Source organism: Paenibacillus sp. 10L310 (genome assembly GCF_056395745.1).
Genome location: NZ_JBFTKC010000003.1, coordinates 24,106 through 42,427 on the forward strand (window position 1 = coordinate 24,106; position 18,322 = coordinate 42,427).

Genomic DNA, 18,322 nt, shown 5'->3' on the forward strand with positions numbered 1-18,322 from the left:
CAGCTTTCAAGAAAAAGCCATGTTACCTCATCTCACAAGGAACATGGCGTTTGACAGGAATGGAACTTTATTTTAACGATACAACGGGCCAAACACACTGCAAGCACGGTAGTCTGCGCTCTCCGGCTCACTTGTGCCGAATAATCCCCATGCACGCGGACGGAAAATTTCCGTTTCAGGTACATTATGCATATTTACCGGAATGCGAAGCATGGAAGCGAGCGTAATCAGATCTGCACCAATATGTCCGTATGAGATGGAGCCATGGTTCGCTCCCCATTGATTCATGACCTCGTATACGGAAGTAAAAGCTCCCGCTCCAGTTAGAACAGGTGCAAACCAAGTGGATGGCCAGGTTGGATCTGTCCGCTGATCCAGCGTATCATGCACATCTTCAGGCAGATCGACTGTGTAACCCTGAGCGATTTGCAACACTGGTCCCAGTCCTTTGACCAGATTTAGACGTGTCATCGTTACAGGCATGCCACCTTTGGTCAGAAAATCCGCTGAATAGCCGCCCCCACGGAAATACTCTACGGATGCCGGTCTCCATGATGTTGCTTTCAGGCAGTCCTGAACTTCCTCATCTGTAATTTCCCAGAAAGGCTTGAGTACAGGCTTACCATCTCTGGACTGTTGCCCAGTGCCATCCAAGGCTGCCGAACCAGAGTTGATTAGATGCAGAATGCCATCCTTTGCGTTTCCTTCCAACTGGTGCCCCGTCACACGCTGTACTGAATCCGGACTCCAATACGTACGCACATCAGCAAAGATCTGCGCCGTATGCGTCAGCAGCGAACCGAATAACATCGATACCCCGTTCAGGCTGTCATTCTCCGTTGCAACCAGATAAGACGCACGTTTGCCATTCCAGTCAAAGGAAGAGTTTAATATCGACTCCAGAAAATCTCCGTTAGGTGAATGATCTGTCCACTGCCGTTGTCCCTGGAAGCCGGATACAATCGCGTGGTGGCCCATCGATTCCTCTGTAAAACCAAGCTCTGCCAATCTTGGGTTGCCCGCCATCAAGTCACGCACAATTTGGGTCATTTTCACAACGGTTTCCCATTCGTACTCTTTGCGTTTGCGATCCGTTTGCAGATGGGCAGCGTTGTTGTCCGGACCCTCGCTACAATTCTCCTTCACCCAGGCCAGTGCGAGCTTATACTCCTCGGGGTCGTAGATTTCTTCTTCGATACGACGAGTGAGTTCACTCATATCCACGTATTCATTACGCATGCCCAGATACTCTTGGAAAAATGAATCGTTCACAATCGAACCTGCAATCCCCATGGATACCGATCCAATGGACAGATACGCTTGCCCTTTCAAGGTCGCGGCTGCAAGACCCGCGCGGCTGAACCGGAGCAATTTCTCACGCACGTCCTCGGGAATTGTTGTATCCCCGCCGTCTTGAACATCCTCTCCATAGATTCCAAAGGCAGGAATCCCCTTCTGTGCATGAGCAGAAAGTACCGCTGCCAGATAGACTGCACCCGGACGTTCAGTTCCGTTAAAACCCCAGATGGCTGTTGGAGTGGATGGTGACATATCCATCGTTTCCGTACCATAACACCAGCATGGTGTCACGGTGATTGTTACGCCAACGTTGGAACGGCTGAATAGTTCTGATGCTGCGGCCGCTTCAGCCACTCCGCCAATACAGGTCTCGGCCACAACACACTCCACAGCGGAGCCGTCAGGATAACGCAGTTCAGCTGCAAGCAGTTCCGCAACAGATGTCGCCATCCTCATCGTTTGTTCTTCCAGTGACTCCCGAACACCTTTGCGTCTTCCATCAATCGTGGGACGAATACCAATCTTGGGAAAAGCCTGCTTATAACGATAATCCTGATGTGTCATACTGGAATGTCCTCCTTCAATTCGTTTCATAGAATTTGGGTTGAATTGAGTAGCCTTCTGTCTGATCCATATGCATTGATTGGAATGAAATAATGACGGAAATACAACCGATACCCGGGTGGCACGCAAGAGCTGCATACACAGATTACCAAGAGCCTTATTTTAGTTTGAATACGTTTACATATTTAAAAAATAACAATAAACCATTTCATTAATTAGCTATGTATGTAGTTCCTCTATTCAAGAAAATGGAACGTGCATGAGCGAATTCAACGAAATGGTTTATGTAGTAAAGACGTTCAGAACCCTTTAGGGTTATCGGTAACCCTAACATAGCACGAGCCTATCTTGCTGTCAATTGACATTATCCTATAGAATGGTAAGACTATGTTGCGGAAAGGTTAGATTCTAATGATTACCATTTACGATATTGCCAAAAAAGCCAACGTCTCCGCCATGACGGTCTCCAAGGTCATTAATCATACAGGCCGTATAAGTTCCGCGACACGTGAACGTGTGCAACAGGTGATCGACGAACTGGGTTACATCCCGAACTCCAATGCACGTAGCCTTGTGCTTCAACGAACCCAGATGCTCTCCCTGCTTATTACGGATATTACCAACCCTTTTTATACAACACTGGCGCGTGGTGCTGAAGATGCAGCCCATCTTCGTGGGTACCGTCTTTTATTCGGCAATAGTGACGAGGATTACAAAAAGGAAAAGGATTATGTAGATGCGATTCTGTCTACTCGTGTGGATGGTGTACTCTTTGCCCCAGCGGGAGATCGTTCTCTCCAACATCTGAAACAGCTGCAGGAACGTCACATTCCGTTTGTTTTTCTGGACCGCACCGTACCTGGCATTACGTCAGATATCATTGCTGGAGATAGCCGGGAAGGCGCGATTGCTCTGATCCGATATCTGGTGCAATTGGGGCACCGGCGCATTGCACTGGTCAATGGTTCTTCGGAGGTTTCTACCGCCAGACTGCGGGAGGAAGGTTATATAGCGGGTTTACGAGAGGCCGGAGCTGATATTGATCCCGAGCTTGTGCTTCGAACCGGGTACCGGGATTTCAGTGATGTAGAGGGACTCGATCGACTACTCTCTCAACCAAATCAACCAACAGCCATTTTTGCAGCCAACAACATGCTGGCGATTGGGGTCATTCGGCTTTTGCGCAAACGAGGACTGCGTGTACCAGAAGACATTTCTGTTGTGTGTTTCGACGATCTGGATCTGGCTTCTGCCTTCGATCCTTTCCTGACTGTAGCTGCACAGCCAGCATATGACTTTGGGTTTCAGGGCGTACAGATGCTGATTGACCGAATTGAGGGTAAGTCCCCTTCCGAAGCCCAAACCGTCATTCTACCGTCAGAACTGCGCATACGGGCATCAGCTACTGCTCCACGTGAGCAAAAATAGAGTTAAGCGCGTGAGTTGACTAAATAATATCGTGTAAATGATTAGTCCCACTTATCTAAATTAGGTCCCGTTCAAATTCGTAAAAATGTACAACATAAACAGGGTGCACCGGAGATTACACTCTGGTTGCACCCTGTTGGATGTTCATTCGCTGAAATAATCCGTCGTTCGAGCCGTTTGGTTCGTCTGTTTCACTAAGGCTCGTCGAATTCATTTTGGTTCCATCCGGACCGATATTTCTACCGCTCCGACTGTAATGCAAGAGCGACCTCACGAACGAGTCCCGGGAACCAGTCCATCAAAGGTTCGAACGTATACCCCGCTTGTTCAGCTTTGGTCGTCTCCATCGTCCATGATTGCTCAATTCCGAAGGGTGACATGTCCTCTTTCACCGTTTCCGTGAGGATCTGGGACTGCATGCCCGTGACCGTCTCGATCAGATGTATCATGGCTGACAGCGTAATCGCACCCTTGGAAGCTGCATTCACCGGACCTGTAATGGACGAATGTCCAAGCCAAGCGAGAAATCTTGCCGCTTCGGTGGAATTGATAAATCCAATCTCCGCATCCGGATTTGGCATGCCGATCGGTTTTCCTTTTTGCACATGTTCAATATGAAAATGAAGTCTTCTCGTATAATCATCAATCCCGAGTACAATGGGAATGCGCATCGCCACAACCGGGAAATCCGCTTCCTGAAAAAACACAGCCTCCGCAAGCCGTTTGCCTTCTCCATACGAAAAATCCTCTGCACTTCCATACTGCAATGGATATGTATACGGGTCAAAATCCGTTTCCTTAAATCCAGGTCTGGGATCACCGTACACCGAGAGTGTGGATGTCAGAACGTATCTTTTGGTGCGTCCTGCAAAAGCTTCACATGCCGCTTTCGCCGCATCTGGAGAATAACAAATATTATCGTACACAACATCCCACATGTCTGTCTGTGCAACCTCTGCCAGAGATTCCGGGTCTTTACGATCCATCTTGATTCGGTTTACTTCGGGTCCGAAGTCGACATCCGTTTTACCACGAGTTGCGACTGTGATCTGAGACTTCCCTTCCCACAGCAAGTGATCCACCAGACGTTTACCAAAAAAACGTGTACCCCCAAGTATAAGTACTTTATTCATCCAAAAAACCTCCTATCTTGTTCGATTATGTTTAACAATTTGAAGCATGGTATGAGCATTCCGTTGAAACTCATATGAAGTTGGTTCTTCGGATACCGTACACCCACGCTCTTCGAGTATTAATTTCAACTCATCCATGTGTTTGTAACGTTCGCCAGACAGATCCACTGTTGGAAAAATGCGAACCTCTTGTTTGGTCACACGCAGCAACTCCATTATGGTTGCAACATGAAAATCAACATCCAATCGATCCGCATACGTAAACAGGAAATGGGCGGATAACGTCAGATCGAATTGTTCATCTGCAAAGGGTAGATCCGGGAGCACAGACGCCACATAACGGTCAGGAAACATTCTCATATCTGCGATGCAATCTGTGATGGCACGAGTTCGTTCTTCCTTTAACCCCTGGATTGATCCAAATTGATCCCACACATATCTCCCTTGCACGGGTTCCATCTGTTTCATCGTATGCTCAATGTCCTGAAATCCCTTTATTTCAAGCTCGTCGATCTCGTATTCGTAGGCAATATCCACGGCCACGGGATCAGCACCCAACTTGCGCGCCTGGCTACTGAACGAACATGCTCCACCTGGACAATCCAGAATAGACTTGCCATTAATCTCGTCCACCGTCAGGTTGAACATCTTCATATATTCTTCGAAGGTTCTTCCTATGAAAACGATCTGTTTCAGTTCCAAACCGCCAGAATTACTGGACCGATTACCTTCTCTACGGTTCTTCTTCTTTACTCTACTGTTGCTCTGCTCATCTCTGCTCATCTCGTCTCAGCTTCCTTTCCTGCGCTTGAATCAATCGTTAGGGAACACAAGCCCAATCTGCTTCCGAATCTGATCCATGACCTGCATCGTAACATAGGAGCGTTCATACGTGTTCATGTCAGATTCCTTTTTGCCTTCCTGAACCAGATTCACGAACTCCTCCACTTCATAATACATTGCCGGATGGTTTTGTTCGACTGTGAGCTGCTCCACCGTACCGTCATTGTATCGTATCTCTGCATGTTCCGGTGAACCAATCTTGTCAATGATGATACTGCCCAGTTCCCCCATGATTTCGCTTGGCAGATGAGAGTTGGAGATTTTAGAGTATGTAACGACCGCATCCATCCCATCATAGTCCAGCAGCACACTACCTTGTCCATCCACGCCAGATTCCAGCATCATCGCTTGGGATTGAACCCGGTTAGGTTCACCGAACAACGTAATCAATGGATAGAGACAATACACACCGAGATCCATTAACGCCCCATTAGCGAGTTCAGGCTTGAACGCGTTCAGGACAATCCCCTCTTTGTACTTGTCGTAACGCGAAGAATACTGAGAGTATCCTGCTACGTATTTGCGGACAGGACCGATTTTATGCAGGCTCTTCTGCACCATTTTGAACTGGGGAACAAGAGTCGATTTCATCGCTTCCATGAGCAGAACCTCGTGTTCTCGTGCAGTATCGATCATACTCCGAACTTCGGCGCTATTTGCAGCCAGAGGTTTCTCGCACAATACATGTTTACCGTTTCTCAGAAAAAGCTCAGCCTGCTCCGCATGAACCGTATTCGGTGTTGCGATGTAGACTGCATCAATCACATCACTTGCCGCCAACTCTTCCAGATCGGTGAATCGGTGTTCAACATCATATTTATCTGCGAATGCAATAGCCTTATCTTCAGTTCTTGAATACACGGCGGTTAATTTGAATCCTTCAACCTGTGCTGCGGCTTCAAGAAGCCTTTCTGTAATCCAGTTGGTACCCACTACTCCAAAACGAACCATGCTTACCTACCTCTTTCATCTATAAATTTCATTTGAGATATAAACCACTTCCATCCTGTATATTGTAGCTCATATTTCGTTCAGATTGAAGGAAGGGGCCATATCCCCAAATATTGATATCTTGCTTTTTAAGTTAGAACTTCGTCAATCCCTTCGAATCAAGGGTATAATTAGAGATGAGGTGATCACCGTGGAAAGTCGAGATCAAGATCGCATACTGCCCGAATCTATAGATGAAAAATACTGGCACGCCATCATCCACAACGATAATTCTTATGATGGAACGTTCTTTTACGGTGTGCAGACAACGGGTATCTTTTGCCGACCTTCCTGTAAGTCCAGAGCACCCAAAGCTGAAAATGTGCTGATATTTCAACATGTTGAAGAAGCATTGGCACGAAAGTTCAGACCCTGCAAACGTTGTAAACCTACAGGCGAGCGGGTACCTGATCAGGAGTGGATATATGGGATCACGAATTACATCGAACATCATTACGCCGAACCTCTAACCTTGGATGTCCTTGCCACTGTAAGTCATGGCAGTCCTTATCATCTGCATCGTGTGTTCAAGCGGATTACAGGCCGCACACCGGTTCAATATATTCAGAATAAACGAATTACCGAAGCCCGGAAGTTGCTTGAACATACCGGACTTACCGTCACCGATATTGGCCGCCATGTCGGTATACCTAACTCAGCTTATTTCATTACTGTATTTCGCAAACACACAGGTCTCACACCTGCACACTACCGCGAAAGGCATGAGAACTTATGAAGACAAATCTTACTTACAAAGTACCCAAAACGTTACTCAACAAGGGGACAGGGTTCCTTAATGGATATACACATACACTGAATCCTTACACAGGCTGCGCCTTCGGTTGTTCTTATTGTTATGTCAGACAGATGCCTGTCTCCCTATTTCGTAAAGAGGATTGGGGGAGCTGGGTGGATGTAAAACAAGAGGCCTCCCGGGTGTTCGCCAAAGAGTTGCAGCGTGCCCTGACCAAAGGGAAAGTTACTCTGTTCATGTCATCCAGTACCGACCCGTATCAACCCGCCGAATACAAGGAGTGTATCACGCGTTCATTACTTGAAACGATGGTACAGCATCCTCCAGATTTCGTATTAGTCCAGACCCGCAGTCCACTCGTTACCCGGGATATAGATCTGCTACAGCAGTTAAGTGACCGGGTTCGGGTCAGCATGACGGTGGAGACAGATCTGGACGATATGCGGAAGCATTTCAGTCCTTCCGCTCCCCCAATTGCAGGCCGATTACGTGCACTGGAACAGTTGCGGGATGCCGGAATACCCACGCAGGTTGCGATTGCTCCAGTATTACCCAGCAGTGAACAGTTTGCTGCCATCTTGAGACCTCTGGTTCAGCGTGTATGCATTGACGATTATTTCATGGGCGATGGCAGTGAGGGCAAGCGCACCCGCCGACTCGGTATGGAGTCGCTCTATCAGCAAGTGGGGATGGAGCATTGGTATCATCCAGATGCGTATCAGACTGTAGTTCAGCGGATGAAAGACTATTTTGCCGAGGATGAGATCTGGATCAGTCAGGCGGGATTTGAGCCCTAAATGGATATATAAGCTGAACTAAAGAATATTTACACTGGTCACTCCGATGACAGAACAACCTTCCGATCGCTGTTATTCCCAGATTTTTTTGATTTAATAAAAAACAGCCCCTTTCCTTGTTCGAAGGAAAAGGGGCTGTTTATCATAATATAAGTCATAATGGCTATCTTATTTATCCAATGTATACAATGGCAGATCCACCGGCAATGCAGCCGGGCGCTGACACGAGCTTTTCATCTGGTAGAACGTCTGTTCATCTGATGAATCGTGGAATGCCCACATGGCCTCAAGTACGTGGTATGCCAGTTCCCCACTCGCACGGTGTGCACGTCCACTATGTGCTGCATAGGCCATATCTGCCACACCGATGCCGCGTGTATTTTCCTGATATCCTGGGAGGAGCGGAACTTCCGTCCATTCATGTTCACCCAGCAAGCGATAACGAACCGGACCACCAAAGGTGTTGGGGTCAGGTACCTGCAATGTACCGTGCGTGCCATATATCTCAATCGGTGGCAATGCACTTCCGCCAAATACGTCAAAACTTGTAATCAGTGTGCCAATGGCTCCCTGTTCAAACTGTAACAGACCGGTAACGTGAGTTGGAATTTCGACGGGAACCGTCTGACCTCTCTTTTTCTCACTCGTAATCGTCCGTTCTTCCATGGCTTTACCCGTCATGCCTGCAATTGACTTGATCGGGCCCATTAGTTGGACCAATGCGGTGAGGTAGTACGGACCCATGTCAAACATTGGCCCACCGCCTGACGCGTAATAAAACTCCGGATCTGGGTGCCAATGCTCATGACCACGGCTCATCATAAATGCGGTCGCCGCCACCGGCTTGCCGATTACCCCTTCTTCCACCAATTGAAGGGAAGTCTGGATGCCTGAACCAAAGAACGTTTCTGGTGCACAACCCACGAGCAGTCCCTTACGCTTCGCTGTTTCAAGCACGGCCTGCCCTTCTTCACGGGTAACAGCGAGCGGTTTTTCTACATACACATGTTTGCCAGATTCAAGCGCCCGCAAGCATACATCCGCATGAACGGAAGGAATCGTCAGGTTGATGATCAGCTCAATCTCGGGATCAGCCAAGATTTCGTCGACGCTGTATACGTTAGGCACGTTATAGGCTGCTGCCTGCTCCTCGGCACGTTTCCGGTCGAGATCCGCAACAGCAACAAGTTCCAGCACCTCGAACCGGTGACAGTTTTCCATATAAATACCGCTGATTTTACCGCAGCCAATAATGCCTACTTTCATTGTTTTCATACCTGGGGCTCCCTTCGCCGTGGATCAGAAATGGTTTATCCATTGAGGATGAATGGTTAACACTGAAGTTACGTTTGCAATCAAACTATAATCTCATTAGTTCTGGTTGTCCGCCATACCTGTGTACACTTCGGTTGCTGAACTTAATCGACTCTTGGCAAGTTCTTTGCCTGCTGCTGTCCATTTGAACCCACTGCGCATCATTTCAGTCACGGGTTTCATGTCTACAATGTCTGCATGATGTCCCAGTGAGTTGTAGAATACCCGTCCTGCGCCCCAGCGTTTTGTCCAGACAACAGGCATATCTACAGGACCATTCGCCGCATGCGGACCAGCCACCACTGGGAAACGAGTTGTTGCCAGCACTTCCACTGCCGGGTCTACGTGCAGGTAGTACTGTTCACTTTTCACCTGAAAATCTTCGATATGATCCAATAACGGGCTAGAGCCACGCTTCATGTTCACCATATACTCCACACCATCGTTACCTGGATGAGCAACCCATTGTCCACCCGTCATAAACTGCCAGTCTACGTTATTTCGGAAGGCATCACACATCCCGCCATGAAGACCAGCCAAGCCCACACCGCTCTGAACAGCCGCTGATACGTTATTGACGAGTTCTTGCTCAATCTGTCCCATTGTCCACAACGGCACAATCAGATCCAGACCTAGCAGCTTCTCTGCATCCGCATAAGACTCCAACGTATTCGAGACTTCAACCTCAAACTGCTCTTCCTTCAAAATACGCTCAAATATCGCTGCTACCTGCTCCGGTTCATGTCCATCCCAGCCGCCCCATACAATCAGTGCTTTACTCATCGTTTATTCACTCGCTTTCGCCTAGTTTTATGTGTTCAACCTTATTTCTGACGTCACTGTCTTGCTTGCTCACATCTCTTCAAGCGTCACCCAGCGCCGTTCTGTTACCGAACGTTCTACTGCTTCCAGTACAGCCTGACACGCGACCCCATCGTGGAAACTCGGTGATGGTTGGCGTCCTTCAGAGATCGCTGTCACCAGCTCCAGCATTTCATGGGTGAACGTGTGCTCGAATCCAATCGTATGTCCAGCAGGCCACCAGGCTTCAGCATATTTATGTGCCGGATCGGTCGCCAGTACACGGCGGAATCCCTGCACGTCCTCTTCATCCTTTGTGAAATACACTTCCAGTTCGTTCATCCGCTCAAAATCAAATCGTACACTGCCGAGACTGCCGTTAATCTCAAACGAGTTCGTACTGCGATGCCCCGCTGCAAAACGTGTAGCCTCGAAGCTGCCCAGCGCCCCTCCTGCGAATCGTGCCAGGAACAACGTAGCGTCGTCGACGGTCACTTCTCCTTTCGGTGCATCCGCATTCGAACTGCCCTTTGCACTCAGACCGGTCATCTCAGCTGCAAGCGGTCGTTCTTTGATGAAGGTTTCGCTCATGCCGATGACTTCCTGGAATTCACCAACGAGGAAACGAGCCAGGTCGATTAAGTGTGCACCCAGATCCCCGTGGGAACCGGAGCCAGCCACTTCTTTTTGCAAACGCCATACCAGCGGGAACGAAGGATCCATGATCCAGTCCTGCAAGAAAAAAGCACGGAAATGATAGATTTTACCCAGTCGTCCGCTCTCCACCAGATCCTTCGCTAATTGCACCGCTGGTGAGAAACGGTAGTTGAACCCGACCATATGTGCGACTCCAGCATCCTCAGCTGCCTGAAGCATCTCACGCGAATCCGCAAGCGACAGGGCCAGAGGCTTCTCACAAAACAGATGTTTGCCCTGACGAGCTGCTTCCAACGCAATTTCCTTATGGGCATCACTTGGTGCGTTAATATCAATCAGATCGATATCATCCCGCTTCACCAGTTCACGCCAATCCGTTACACTTTCGGACCAACCGAACTGATTCGCTGCCTGGTGCACTCCCTGCTCGTTACGTCCACAGATCACAGACATCTCAGGTTGCAACGGAGTAGACGGGAAAAACATCGGCAGACTGCGATAGGCATTACTGTGGGCCTTCCCCATAAACTTGTATCCAACCATTCCGACACGAAGACGATTTGACATGATCATTTCCTCCTTTGGAATAATAAAAAGTCTTTCAATATGTGTACCAATAAACTATTGACGGATAGAAGAAGCACGGATAATCAGTTCGGTAGGCAACAACGCTCTCGCAGATTTGGGTACCGCTACAACAGAGTTATTCGCTTCATGTGTATCACCCACAGACCCATGCATAAGCTTCGATACTGCAAGTTCACCCATCTCAAAAAATGGAACCCTGACGCTGCTCAGCGGCGGAACCGCCATCTCGGCGGCATCAGAGTCGTCATAACCCACAAATGCCGGAAAATCCGCAGGCCCTATTCCCCGCTCACGTAAACCATGCATGATACCAATGGCCATCCGGTCATTGGCCGCAAATACAGCATCAATCTCATGTAGGCGATCTGCTACAATCGCTGCCGCCTCAATGCCACTTCTTCTACTATAATTCCCTTTAAGCAATAGACTCGGCTTCAGCTCCATACCTGCTTCTTGCAGGCCAAGACGAACGCCTTCCATTCGCTCCTGGCTGTTGGAATAGCTGTCTGGACCATTGAGAAAAGCGATTTTGCGATACCCCTGATCCGTAAGATGCCGTATGGCAAGTCTGCTTCCTTCCACATGATCCGCATCCACTTCCGTGAACGATTGGCCCTCAAAATGCTGATTCATGACACAGAATGGGTGTCCTTCTTGATGAAGTTGCTGCATGGCCGCCAGTTCTTCATGATCATCTCTGGCACCAAGGATAATGCAGGCGTCCACTTTCTGACGCCGGAACAGATCCGTATAATTCATCACTTCACCGGGTGTTCGGAACATAACCAACAGGTCCATGCTATTGTCTCTGGCTTTGCTTCCAATCCCACTCAGCATTTCCGAGAAGAAATACGCCGAGAACAGATGCGCCTTCGGAACATAAGGTAATACCACGCCAAGGTTTCCGCTTTTACTTCTGGCAAAACTGCGAGCAAGCGCGCTGGGCACATAGCCTAACTGTTCGGAAGCTTCAAGAACCTTGCGGCGTGTCTCTTCTTTAATAGGACCTACCCCATTAAGCACCCGGGAGACCGTCGCCTCGGAAACACCCGCAAGATCAGCCACTTCTTTACGAGATGCCATGAATTTCACCCCCTTCTAGCTCACCTATAAATGATGTAATAATTAACAAATCGATATTTATGTACGCGCGTACATTTTCTCATGCCATGTAACCGTTGTCAATGATTTTAACACAAAAAAATAATGAGGGTTTGGGTTAATCCAAGCCCTCATTATTATCTTGCCAGAGATGGTACTTTCATTGAATCCGTGCCCTGTAACCTTAGAGGTTCAAGTTACTTATCAAACTCACTACAACGATTTCAGTTGATCCTGTTTGTTCAATTATGGGGAGTGCAGCTCACAACGTCGTTGTAACGCCAAGATCAACGGAGGATTGACTAAACTCAGCTTGCTCCATCGTTTTCGCATGACTCGGAATGCGATCCGAGGGTTCTGGCGTGGATTGGAGCTGTCTTACTTTGTGCAACACTTCTTTGTTCGGCAGGAAGTGTTGGGAACGAATAAACCGAATTGTTTTGGTTTTGGCACGCATAACTATCGAATCCGTCTCGGCACGATCATCCGCAAGATATCGTACCCCTCCCAAGATCTCACCTGGCGTCACACCCGTTGCGGCAAAAATGACATCCTCCGTGCCGATCATATCCTGCATCGTTAACACTTTGTAGGGATTATCGATCCCCATCTGCAAGCAACGCTGGAATTCGTCTGCGTTGGCAGGCATCAGACGACCTTGGATCTCACCCCCAAGGCAAGATAGCGCTGCGGCAGCCAGCACACCTTCTGGCGCTCCTCCAGATCCGACATACAGATCAATGCCCGCCTCCGGGAAGGCCGGTGCCATCGCACCCGCAACATCACCGTCACTGAGAAACTTGATCCGTACGCCAACCTTGCGTAGCGTCTTGATGGTACTCTCGTGTCGCACACGATCCAGAATCATCACAGTGAGGTCCGAGATGTTTTTGTTCAATGCGGCAGCGGCTTTCTCCAGTGTGACTTCAACCGGGTCTTCAATGCTGACCTTGCCTACAAGCGCAGGCCCTACCGCCAGTTTCTCCATATACATGTCCGGTGCGTGGAGCAGGTTACCTTTTCCCGCCACTGCAATAACCGATAGAGCGTTGTTTAGTCCTTTGGCCACGATTTCTGTACCTTCGAGCGGGTCTACAGCCACGTCAACCTCAGGGCCCTCAGCGTTGCCTACTTCCTCGCCGATGTACAACATGGGTGCTTCATCCATTTCTCCTTCACCGATTACCACCGTGCCGCGAATGGACACGGAATCGAACATGGCGCGCATGGCCAAAGTAGCCGCTTCATCTGCACTGTTCTTGTCGCCTCGTCCCATCCAGGGGGCTGAAGCTAACGCAGCCAATTCTGTTACTCTGACAATTTCCAACGCCAGTTCGCGTTCCATTTTTCCCACTTCCTTTCCAATTTCCAAAAGCATAACGTGAAAGCGGTACTAAATCCATCGCAAATCCATATGAAATTGATCTATAATCGGCGTAGTAGCGCCTTTTTAACGATTAACCCCTTATTTATCCAATTAATATATTGATCGATTTCGCTCCTTTTTTCGGCTGGTTTTAAGAGTCCAATCCTCCTGATTTCTCACCTGAAATATTAATTTTATTTTCCATTTTCCGCTCTAAAACTAAATAATTCAACATGGTGGATTAACACATCCATTTCATGCGCAAAAAGTTCTTTTAACATGAGGTATATACAACTTATATACTGATTATTAAGAACGTAACGCTATCTAACAAACTACGAACGAAAACGATTTTCGGCCGACTGTCCAAACGTAGGAATAAACTAATAAATTGTATTGATGATCCTTGAGATCAGCCTATTACCTTCACGATTATTGAGCAAAATATTACTGCCAATTATGTATTAGTCAGGCCTTTAACTTTTGCTAAAGCCATAGATGCAGCTTATGAAGGTCATCGAAAATAATAAGTTTACATAATATTTGTTATGTATTAACCTCGGCCAATTTCTTCATTTTATTATTCAACGGTTCTGGCAAAACATAAAAAAGCCTGAAAGAATTCTGCTCAATAGCATTTTTCTCTCAAGCTTTTCCTTCGATGATCCCGTTACAATATCTTTTTGGTCATTATAAAATCAATCTGTTTCTCATCTCCCATGTAAAAAGCATGGGCTCCTGTCTGTACAAAACCCATCTTTTCATAAAATGCAATGGCATTTTCATTTTTCTCCCACACGCCTAACCAGATATTCGTTTTGTGATGTTCTGTTGCCATCTCTATGGCTTTATGGAGCAGTACCTTACCCAAGCCATGTTTTTGGAACTCTTTCTTGATGTACACACGCTCGATCTCAAGAGATTCCACACCCATATTCTCAGACTGAGCATCATTGATATTTACCTTCATGTACCCTGCCACTTTGTGGTTGACATAAATAAAAAGAAATTGTGAATCCGCTATGGACAGTTCAGTTTCTAATCGCTCCCGATTAAACGCCTTTTCCAGATAAGCTTTCATGTTTTCGGGTGAATTTTGCGCTTTAAACGTTTCATTAAACGTCTCATAACTAATCTCCTGCAGTTCACATACATGTTCAATGGTACATATCTCTATACGAATCGTCATCTATATTCACATTCCTTTAACAAGTTAATCGTTTGTTGCAAATGCACTAAAAAAGGGTTACATTGAATTTAGCTCAATTTTGTTGTATTTGCAACATAATATTGAAAAAGAGGTTGAATGAATTTGAAATATATACTTTTTGTCGCAGGTATTCTCATCTTAACACTTGGCATTTCCCTTACCATCCAATCTGAACTGGGCACCTCACCGTTTGATGCACTTCTGGTAGGGCTGTCACATCATGTAGGGCTAAGTGTAGGAAGCTGGGAGGTCATCATTGCTTTCCTATTAATTGGATGTAATTCGCTTTTGAAGCAGCAAAAACCCGAGTTTTTGGGACTCGTCACCGCATTCATTACTGGTGTCGGGATTGATATCTGGCTTTATGTATCTGATTCCTTGATCACACCCGAAGTTTGGTACAGCAAATTAATGACTTTTGTCATTGGTTTAGTGATCATAAGTATCGGCACGGCAATTTATTTACAGACCAATTTTGCACCCATTCCGATTGACCGCTTAACATTAATCTTGCATGAAATCACTCAAACACCCTTATTTGTATCGAGAACGTTCATTTACCTTGTATTTTTAATTCTGGCGTTTCTGCTCAGTGGGCCAATCGGGGTTGGAACGTTGATAACCGTATGTTGTGCAGGTGTACTTCTTCAGTTCATTATGGGCCATACGAAAAAGATAATAGATCGCATATTAACAGACGTGGATACGTCGTCACATACTACAAGTGAAAAAGAACATTCCGTCTAATCGGTGTACACCTTCTACACCATAAAAAGGCTGAATCAGAGGTTCAAACCCTGATCCAGCCCATTAAACGTGCTATCTACCTTTACGGCTCAATCCCCCATACCAGCTGACCGTTCACATACCCGGTAACCTTATCATGGTTTGCGAACTGACTACCGGTTGCCTTGAACGAGTAATCGTTAGTCTGAGTGTAATTCGACCAATTATTTTTGGAAAAGCGCGTTTGAATCTCTGCGCTCTGGCCCGCATTCAGTGATCCCGCCGCACTTGTAAAACCCACTTCAAGATAATGATCCGCTCCGGCAACTGGAGTCGCCAGTTTAACGAAATTGCTCGTTACATTCGCACTGCCCATACTGGCCCAGTCGGACCAGAAACTCTGAGCTTCCTCCCCATCAATTGTATAGTAATACCGAAGTTTTACATCACTTAACGGAATATCCGAATTGCCTGAGTTGACCAATTTGAACTTGGGTGAGACGCCGTTAGTGGATGCACTTGTATTGCCGTTAAAAGCTTGAATCGTCAAATCCCCTGCTGGCACAGTAACGGTACTGTCTACTACGTTCACCGTTAGCACAGCGTTATTTCCTCCATTGAAGTGAAAGGTCAATACGTTCTGGCCCAGCGGTAGTGTAGCAAGATAGGATTTGTTCAGAACAACAGCAGAGCTGGATGCTGTATAATTCTGACCTGATACAAGTGTAACATTCCCCTTTGTGATGCCTGTAAGCTGACGGCCGTTTAAGGTGAGAGATACGGAAATATCCTGTGCGGGATTCGTCGCTTTATCAAATGTTGCATTCACAGGAGAAATCACAGCATTTGTACCCGGTGTTGAATCCACAATTTTGACTTTTAACACAGGGTCCTGGCCTTGATTAAAATCCAGAACAATCGAATGCTCACCAACTGGCAAGGTTGCCAGATAAGCTTTTTTCAACAGCAATGTGCTTCCGTTCAAGGTATAATCTGTCGTTGCGGTCAACGCATTGTTGCCTGCCCGGAGAGCAGTTAGCGTATTGCCGTTTGCATTCACGGTTACGGTTTTATCGCTTTGATTGGGGGTGTATTTGTCAAATTCAACGTTTCCAGGTGTGATGGATGCACTGGGGTTGGGATTGTTAACCTTTAGATTTGGCAGCTCATCCAACGTAATGACATAATCACTTTGATAAAGCGTTTTCAATGTTGCCGGGTAATTAAAAGCAGAACTCATCAGATGTTCGCCATACCAAGGACAGAAGTACAGCCATCCTGATTTCTCCTCGGTCAGATTTTTCACGCTTGGGATCGTGTCGTTCTCCGTCATGGCTACCATTTTCGTACCGTTCGTCAATTCAACAAGCTTATAGAAAATCGAGGTAATTGCATCCTCATTCGGTACGCCGGACAAACCGTCATAACGGTTGTAGATCGTATTGTATTTATCATATCCGACAAGATCTACCTGATCATCGCCCGGATACCAGGCAGGAGAAGTGCTGTATACGTAGCTGTTGTAGGTCCAGATCAGATTATGCAAGCCATACGTCTCGGTCAGTTCGGTATACAGCAGATCCCATAGCTCTTTGTACACTTCTGCGCCTGCCGAAGCCCACCAGAACCATGCACCTTCCCCGTTCAGCCCGCCGTTGCCTTCTGCTTCATGATACGGACGGAAAAGCACTGGCACATCGTTATCTTGCAAAATCAGCAATTGTTCTGCCAGATCCTCGATGGTCATCATCACGTATTGATACTCTTTCGTACCGGGAATTACCGCATTTGCTGTATTAAAATTCGTTTCTGTTGGCTTGTAGGTCGCCTCTTTCCAATCCACAAAGTCCCCAAGCTCATACGTATTGAAATTACGAGGCACATTGATATGCCAGGAAGCTGTTGCTATACCTTCACGGTTATTCACCCAATCAATCATGCGATCGGTTGTACCGTCCTCCCAACCATACAACGGATTATAGTTCATCAGATCAAAGCCACGGATTGCAGGATACTTTCCGGTAAGATCATGAATCCACTCGAATTCAAGCTCTGTATCTCCGTCATTTCCTCCTCCGTAGATCTCTTGCTGACCAGAAATAATGTTGTTTCCGTATACCTCCGTTAAATAATTCATCAAAATTTGAGTTTCAGGTGTAGCTTCAGGATCAGTGAGAACTGGCTGCACATTCAGGGGATCCAGATCAGCATGATCCACTGTAAAAGTATCAAAATACGCGAAGCCCCAGCCAGCCTTCAGTTCAATCGTGTTGGCACCCTGATTCAGCTTGTGAAAGCCAAAATCGAAGTCTGACCATGTTGTCGTGTAAGGTAGCATGAACGCCCCTTTCGTAACACCATTCACGATTAAATTTTGTGACCTGCCATCTGCACTGAGCTCCTGCATATATCGTGTGGAGATCGCGTACATGCCGGTTTCCGGGACAGTTACTGTGAAGGTTAATGTGCCAGAGTTCTGCATCCAGACAAATCCGGCCCCTGAGAATCCGGGCTTGGGTTGCCCATAGATTGAAGTAACCACTTGAAGATCCGGGGTGAGCTGAGCATCTTCGCTTTCGATGGTGAACAATGGTGTGTCTGCATGAACGGGCGCTGTCATTAATCCAAGCAGTAGGACCAATGCCAGCATCATTGCGGTTGCCTTTTTGAGCAAATTTTTCATCAATTCCATCTTCCTTCCCAAGTGAAATATGATAATGAAATGTCAATGAACCCATTCATGATGGCGCT

Annotated in this window: 15 protein-coding genes; 4 read left to right on the plus strand and 11 right to left on the minus strand. The window is 47.1% G+C overall.

From position 1 onward, the window contains the following. Nucleotides 1–72 precede the first annotated feature (72 nt). Complete coding sequence (locus tag AC1DE7_RS09075) at nt 73–1,863, minus strand: L-fucose isomerase (RefSeq protein ID WP_477534186.1); 1,791 nt, start codon at nt 1,861–1,863, stop codon at nt 73–75. A gap of 411 nt (nt 1,864–2,274) precedes the next feature. Here AC1DE7_RS09075 and AC1DE7_RS09080 point away from each other — a divergent pair, with 411 nt between their 5' ends. Beyond that, the gene (locus AC1DE7_RS09080) at nt 2,275–3,291 is read left to right on the plus strand and encodes a LacI family DNA-binding transcriptional regulator (RefSeq protein ID WP_477534187.1); all 1,017 of its coding nucleotides are present in this window, start codon (nt 2,275–2,277) and stop codon (nt 3,289–3,291) included. 239 nt (nt 3,292–3,530) lie between these two features. Here AC1DE7_RS09080 and AC1DE7_RS09085 read toward each other — a convergent pair whose 3' ends face one another. Genes AC1DE7_RS09085 through AC1DE7_RS09095 form a run of 3 tightly spaced genes read right to left on the minus strand, consistent with a single transcriptional unit; the run spans nt 3,531 to nt 6,218 of the window. Next, complete coding sequence (locus AC1DE7_RS09085; RefSeq protein WP_477534188.1) at nt 3,531–4,424, minus strand: NAD-dependent epimerase/dehydratase family protein; 894 nt, start codon at nt 4,422–4,424, stop codon at nt 3,531–3,533. Between the two features lie 12 nt (nt 4,425–4,436). Further along, nucleotides 4,437–5,207 (minus strand): SAM-dependent methyltransferase, encoded by a 771-nt coding sequence (locus tag AC1DE7_RS09090; RefSeq protein WP_340030521.1) that lies wholly within the window; start codon nt 5,205–5,207, stop codon nt 4,437–4,439. A 30-nt stretch (nt 5,208–5,237) separates the two neighbouring features. Further along, on the minus strand, nt 5,238–6,218 hold the full coding sequence (locus AC1DE7_RS09095) for a Gfo/Idh/MocA family protein (protein ID WP_477534189.1): 981 nt from the start codon (nt 6,216–6,218) through the stop codon (nt 5,238–5,240). 190 nt (nt 6,219–6,408) lie between these two features. Here AC1DE7_RS09095 and AC1DE7_RS09100 point away from each other — a divergent pair, with 190 nt between their 5' ends. After that, nucleotides 6,409–6,993, plus strand: a complete 585-nt coding sequence (locus AC1DE7_RS09100) for a bifunctional transcriptional activator/DNA repair enzyme AdaA (RefSeq protein WP_477534442.1) — start codon at nt 6,409–6,411, stop codon at nt 6,991–6,993. Beyond that, nucleotides 6,990–7,808: an SPL family radical SAM protein gene (locus AC1DE7_RS09105; RefSeq protein ID WP_477534190.1), complete on the plus strand. Its 819-nt coding sequence runs from the start codon at nt 6,990–6,992 to the stop codon at nt 7,806–7,808. The genes AC1DE7_RS09100 and AC1DE7_RS09105 overlap by 4 nt, the downstream gene beginning before the upstream one ends. A 168-nt stretch (nt 7,809–7,976) precedes the next feature. Here the strand turns inward: AC1DE7_RS09105 and AC1DE7_RS09110 are convergent, their stop codons facing one another. The 6 genes from AC1DE7_RS09110 to paiA all read right to left on the minus strand — a co-directional run bounded on the left by AC1DE7_RS09110 (nt 7,977) and on the right by paiA (nt 14,824). Next, nucleotides 7,977–9,083, minus strand: a complete 1,107-nt coding sequence (locus tag AC1DE7_RS09110; RefSeq protein ID WP_047843312.1) for a Gfo/Idh/MocA family protein — start codon at nt 9,081–9,083, stop codon at nt 7,977–7,979. A gap of 96 nt (nt 9,084–9,179) precedes the next feature. Continuing rightward, a complete protein-coding gene (locus AC1DE7_RS09115; RefSeq protein WP_477534191.1) occupies nt 9,180–9,905 on the minus strand; it encodes a ThuA domain-containing protein in 726 nt (241 codons plus the stop codon). A 69-nt stretch (nt 9,906–9,974) separates the two neighbouring features. Continuing rightward, nucleotides 9,975–11,147, minus strand: coding sequence for a Gfo/Idh/MocA family protein (locus AC1DE7_RS09120; protein ID WP_477534192.1), 1,173 nt, complete (start codon nt 11,145–11,147; stop codon nt 9,975–9,977). Nucleotides 11,148–11,201: 54 nt separating this feature from the next. Further along, the gene (locus AC1DE7_RS09125; RefSeq protein WP_477534193.1) at nt 11,202–12,251 is read right to left on the minus strand and encodes a LacI family DNA-binding transcriptional regulator; all 1,050 of its coding nucleotides are present in this window, start codon (nt 12,249–12,251) and stop codon (nt 11,202–11,204) included. A 280-nt stretch (nt 12,252–12,531) separates the two neighbouring features. Continuing rightward, nucleotides 12,532–13,614 carry a class II fructose-bisphosphatase gene (gene glpX, locus AC1DE7_RS09130; protein ID WP_036613775.1) on the minus strand — a complete coding sequence of 361 codons (1,083 nt, stop codon included), beginning with the start codon at nt 13,612–13,614 and terminating at the stop codon, nt 12,532–12,534. A 691-nt stretch (nt 13,615–14,305) separates the two neighbouring features. After that, entirely contained in the window at nt 14,306–14,824 is a 519-nt protein-coding gene (paiA, locus tag AC1DE7_RS09135; RefSeq protein ID WP_477534194.1) for a spermidine/spermine N(1)-acetyltransferase, read from the minus strand. Between the two features lie 123 nt (nt 14,825–14,947). On the opposite strand from paiA, the gene AC1DE7_RS09140 reads away from it, so the two are divergent. After that, nucleotides 14,948–15,592 carry a YczE/YyaS/YitT family protein gene (locus tag AC1DE7_RS09140; RefSeq protein WP_477534195.1) on the plus strand — a complete coding sequence of 215 codons (645 nt, stop codon included), beginning with the start codon at nt 14,948–14,950 and terminating at the stop codon, nt 15,590–15,592. 82 nt (nt 15,593–15,674) lie between these two features. Here AC1DE7_RS09140 and AC1DE7_RS09145 read toward each other — a convergent pair whose 3' ends face one another. Beyond that, complete coding sequence (locus tag AC1DE7_RS09145; RefSeq protein ID WP_477534196.1) at nt 15,675–18,254, minus strand: X2-like carbohydrate binding domain-containing protein; 2,580 nt, start codon at nt 18,252–18,254, stop codon at nt 15,675–15,677. Nucleotides 18,255–18,322: the final 68 nt, after the last annotated feature.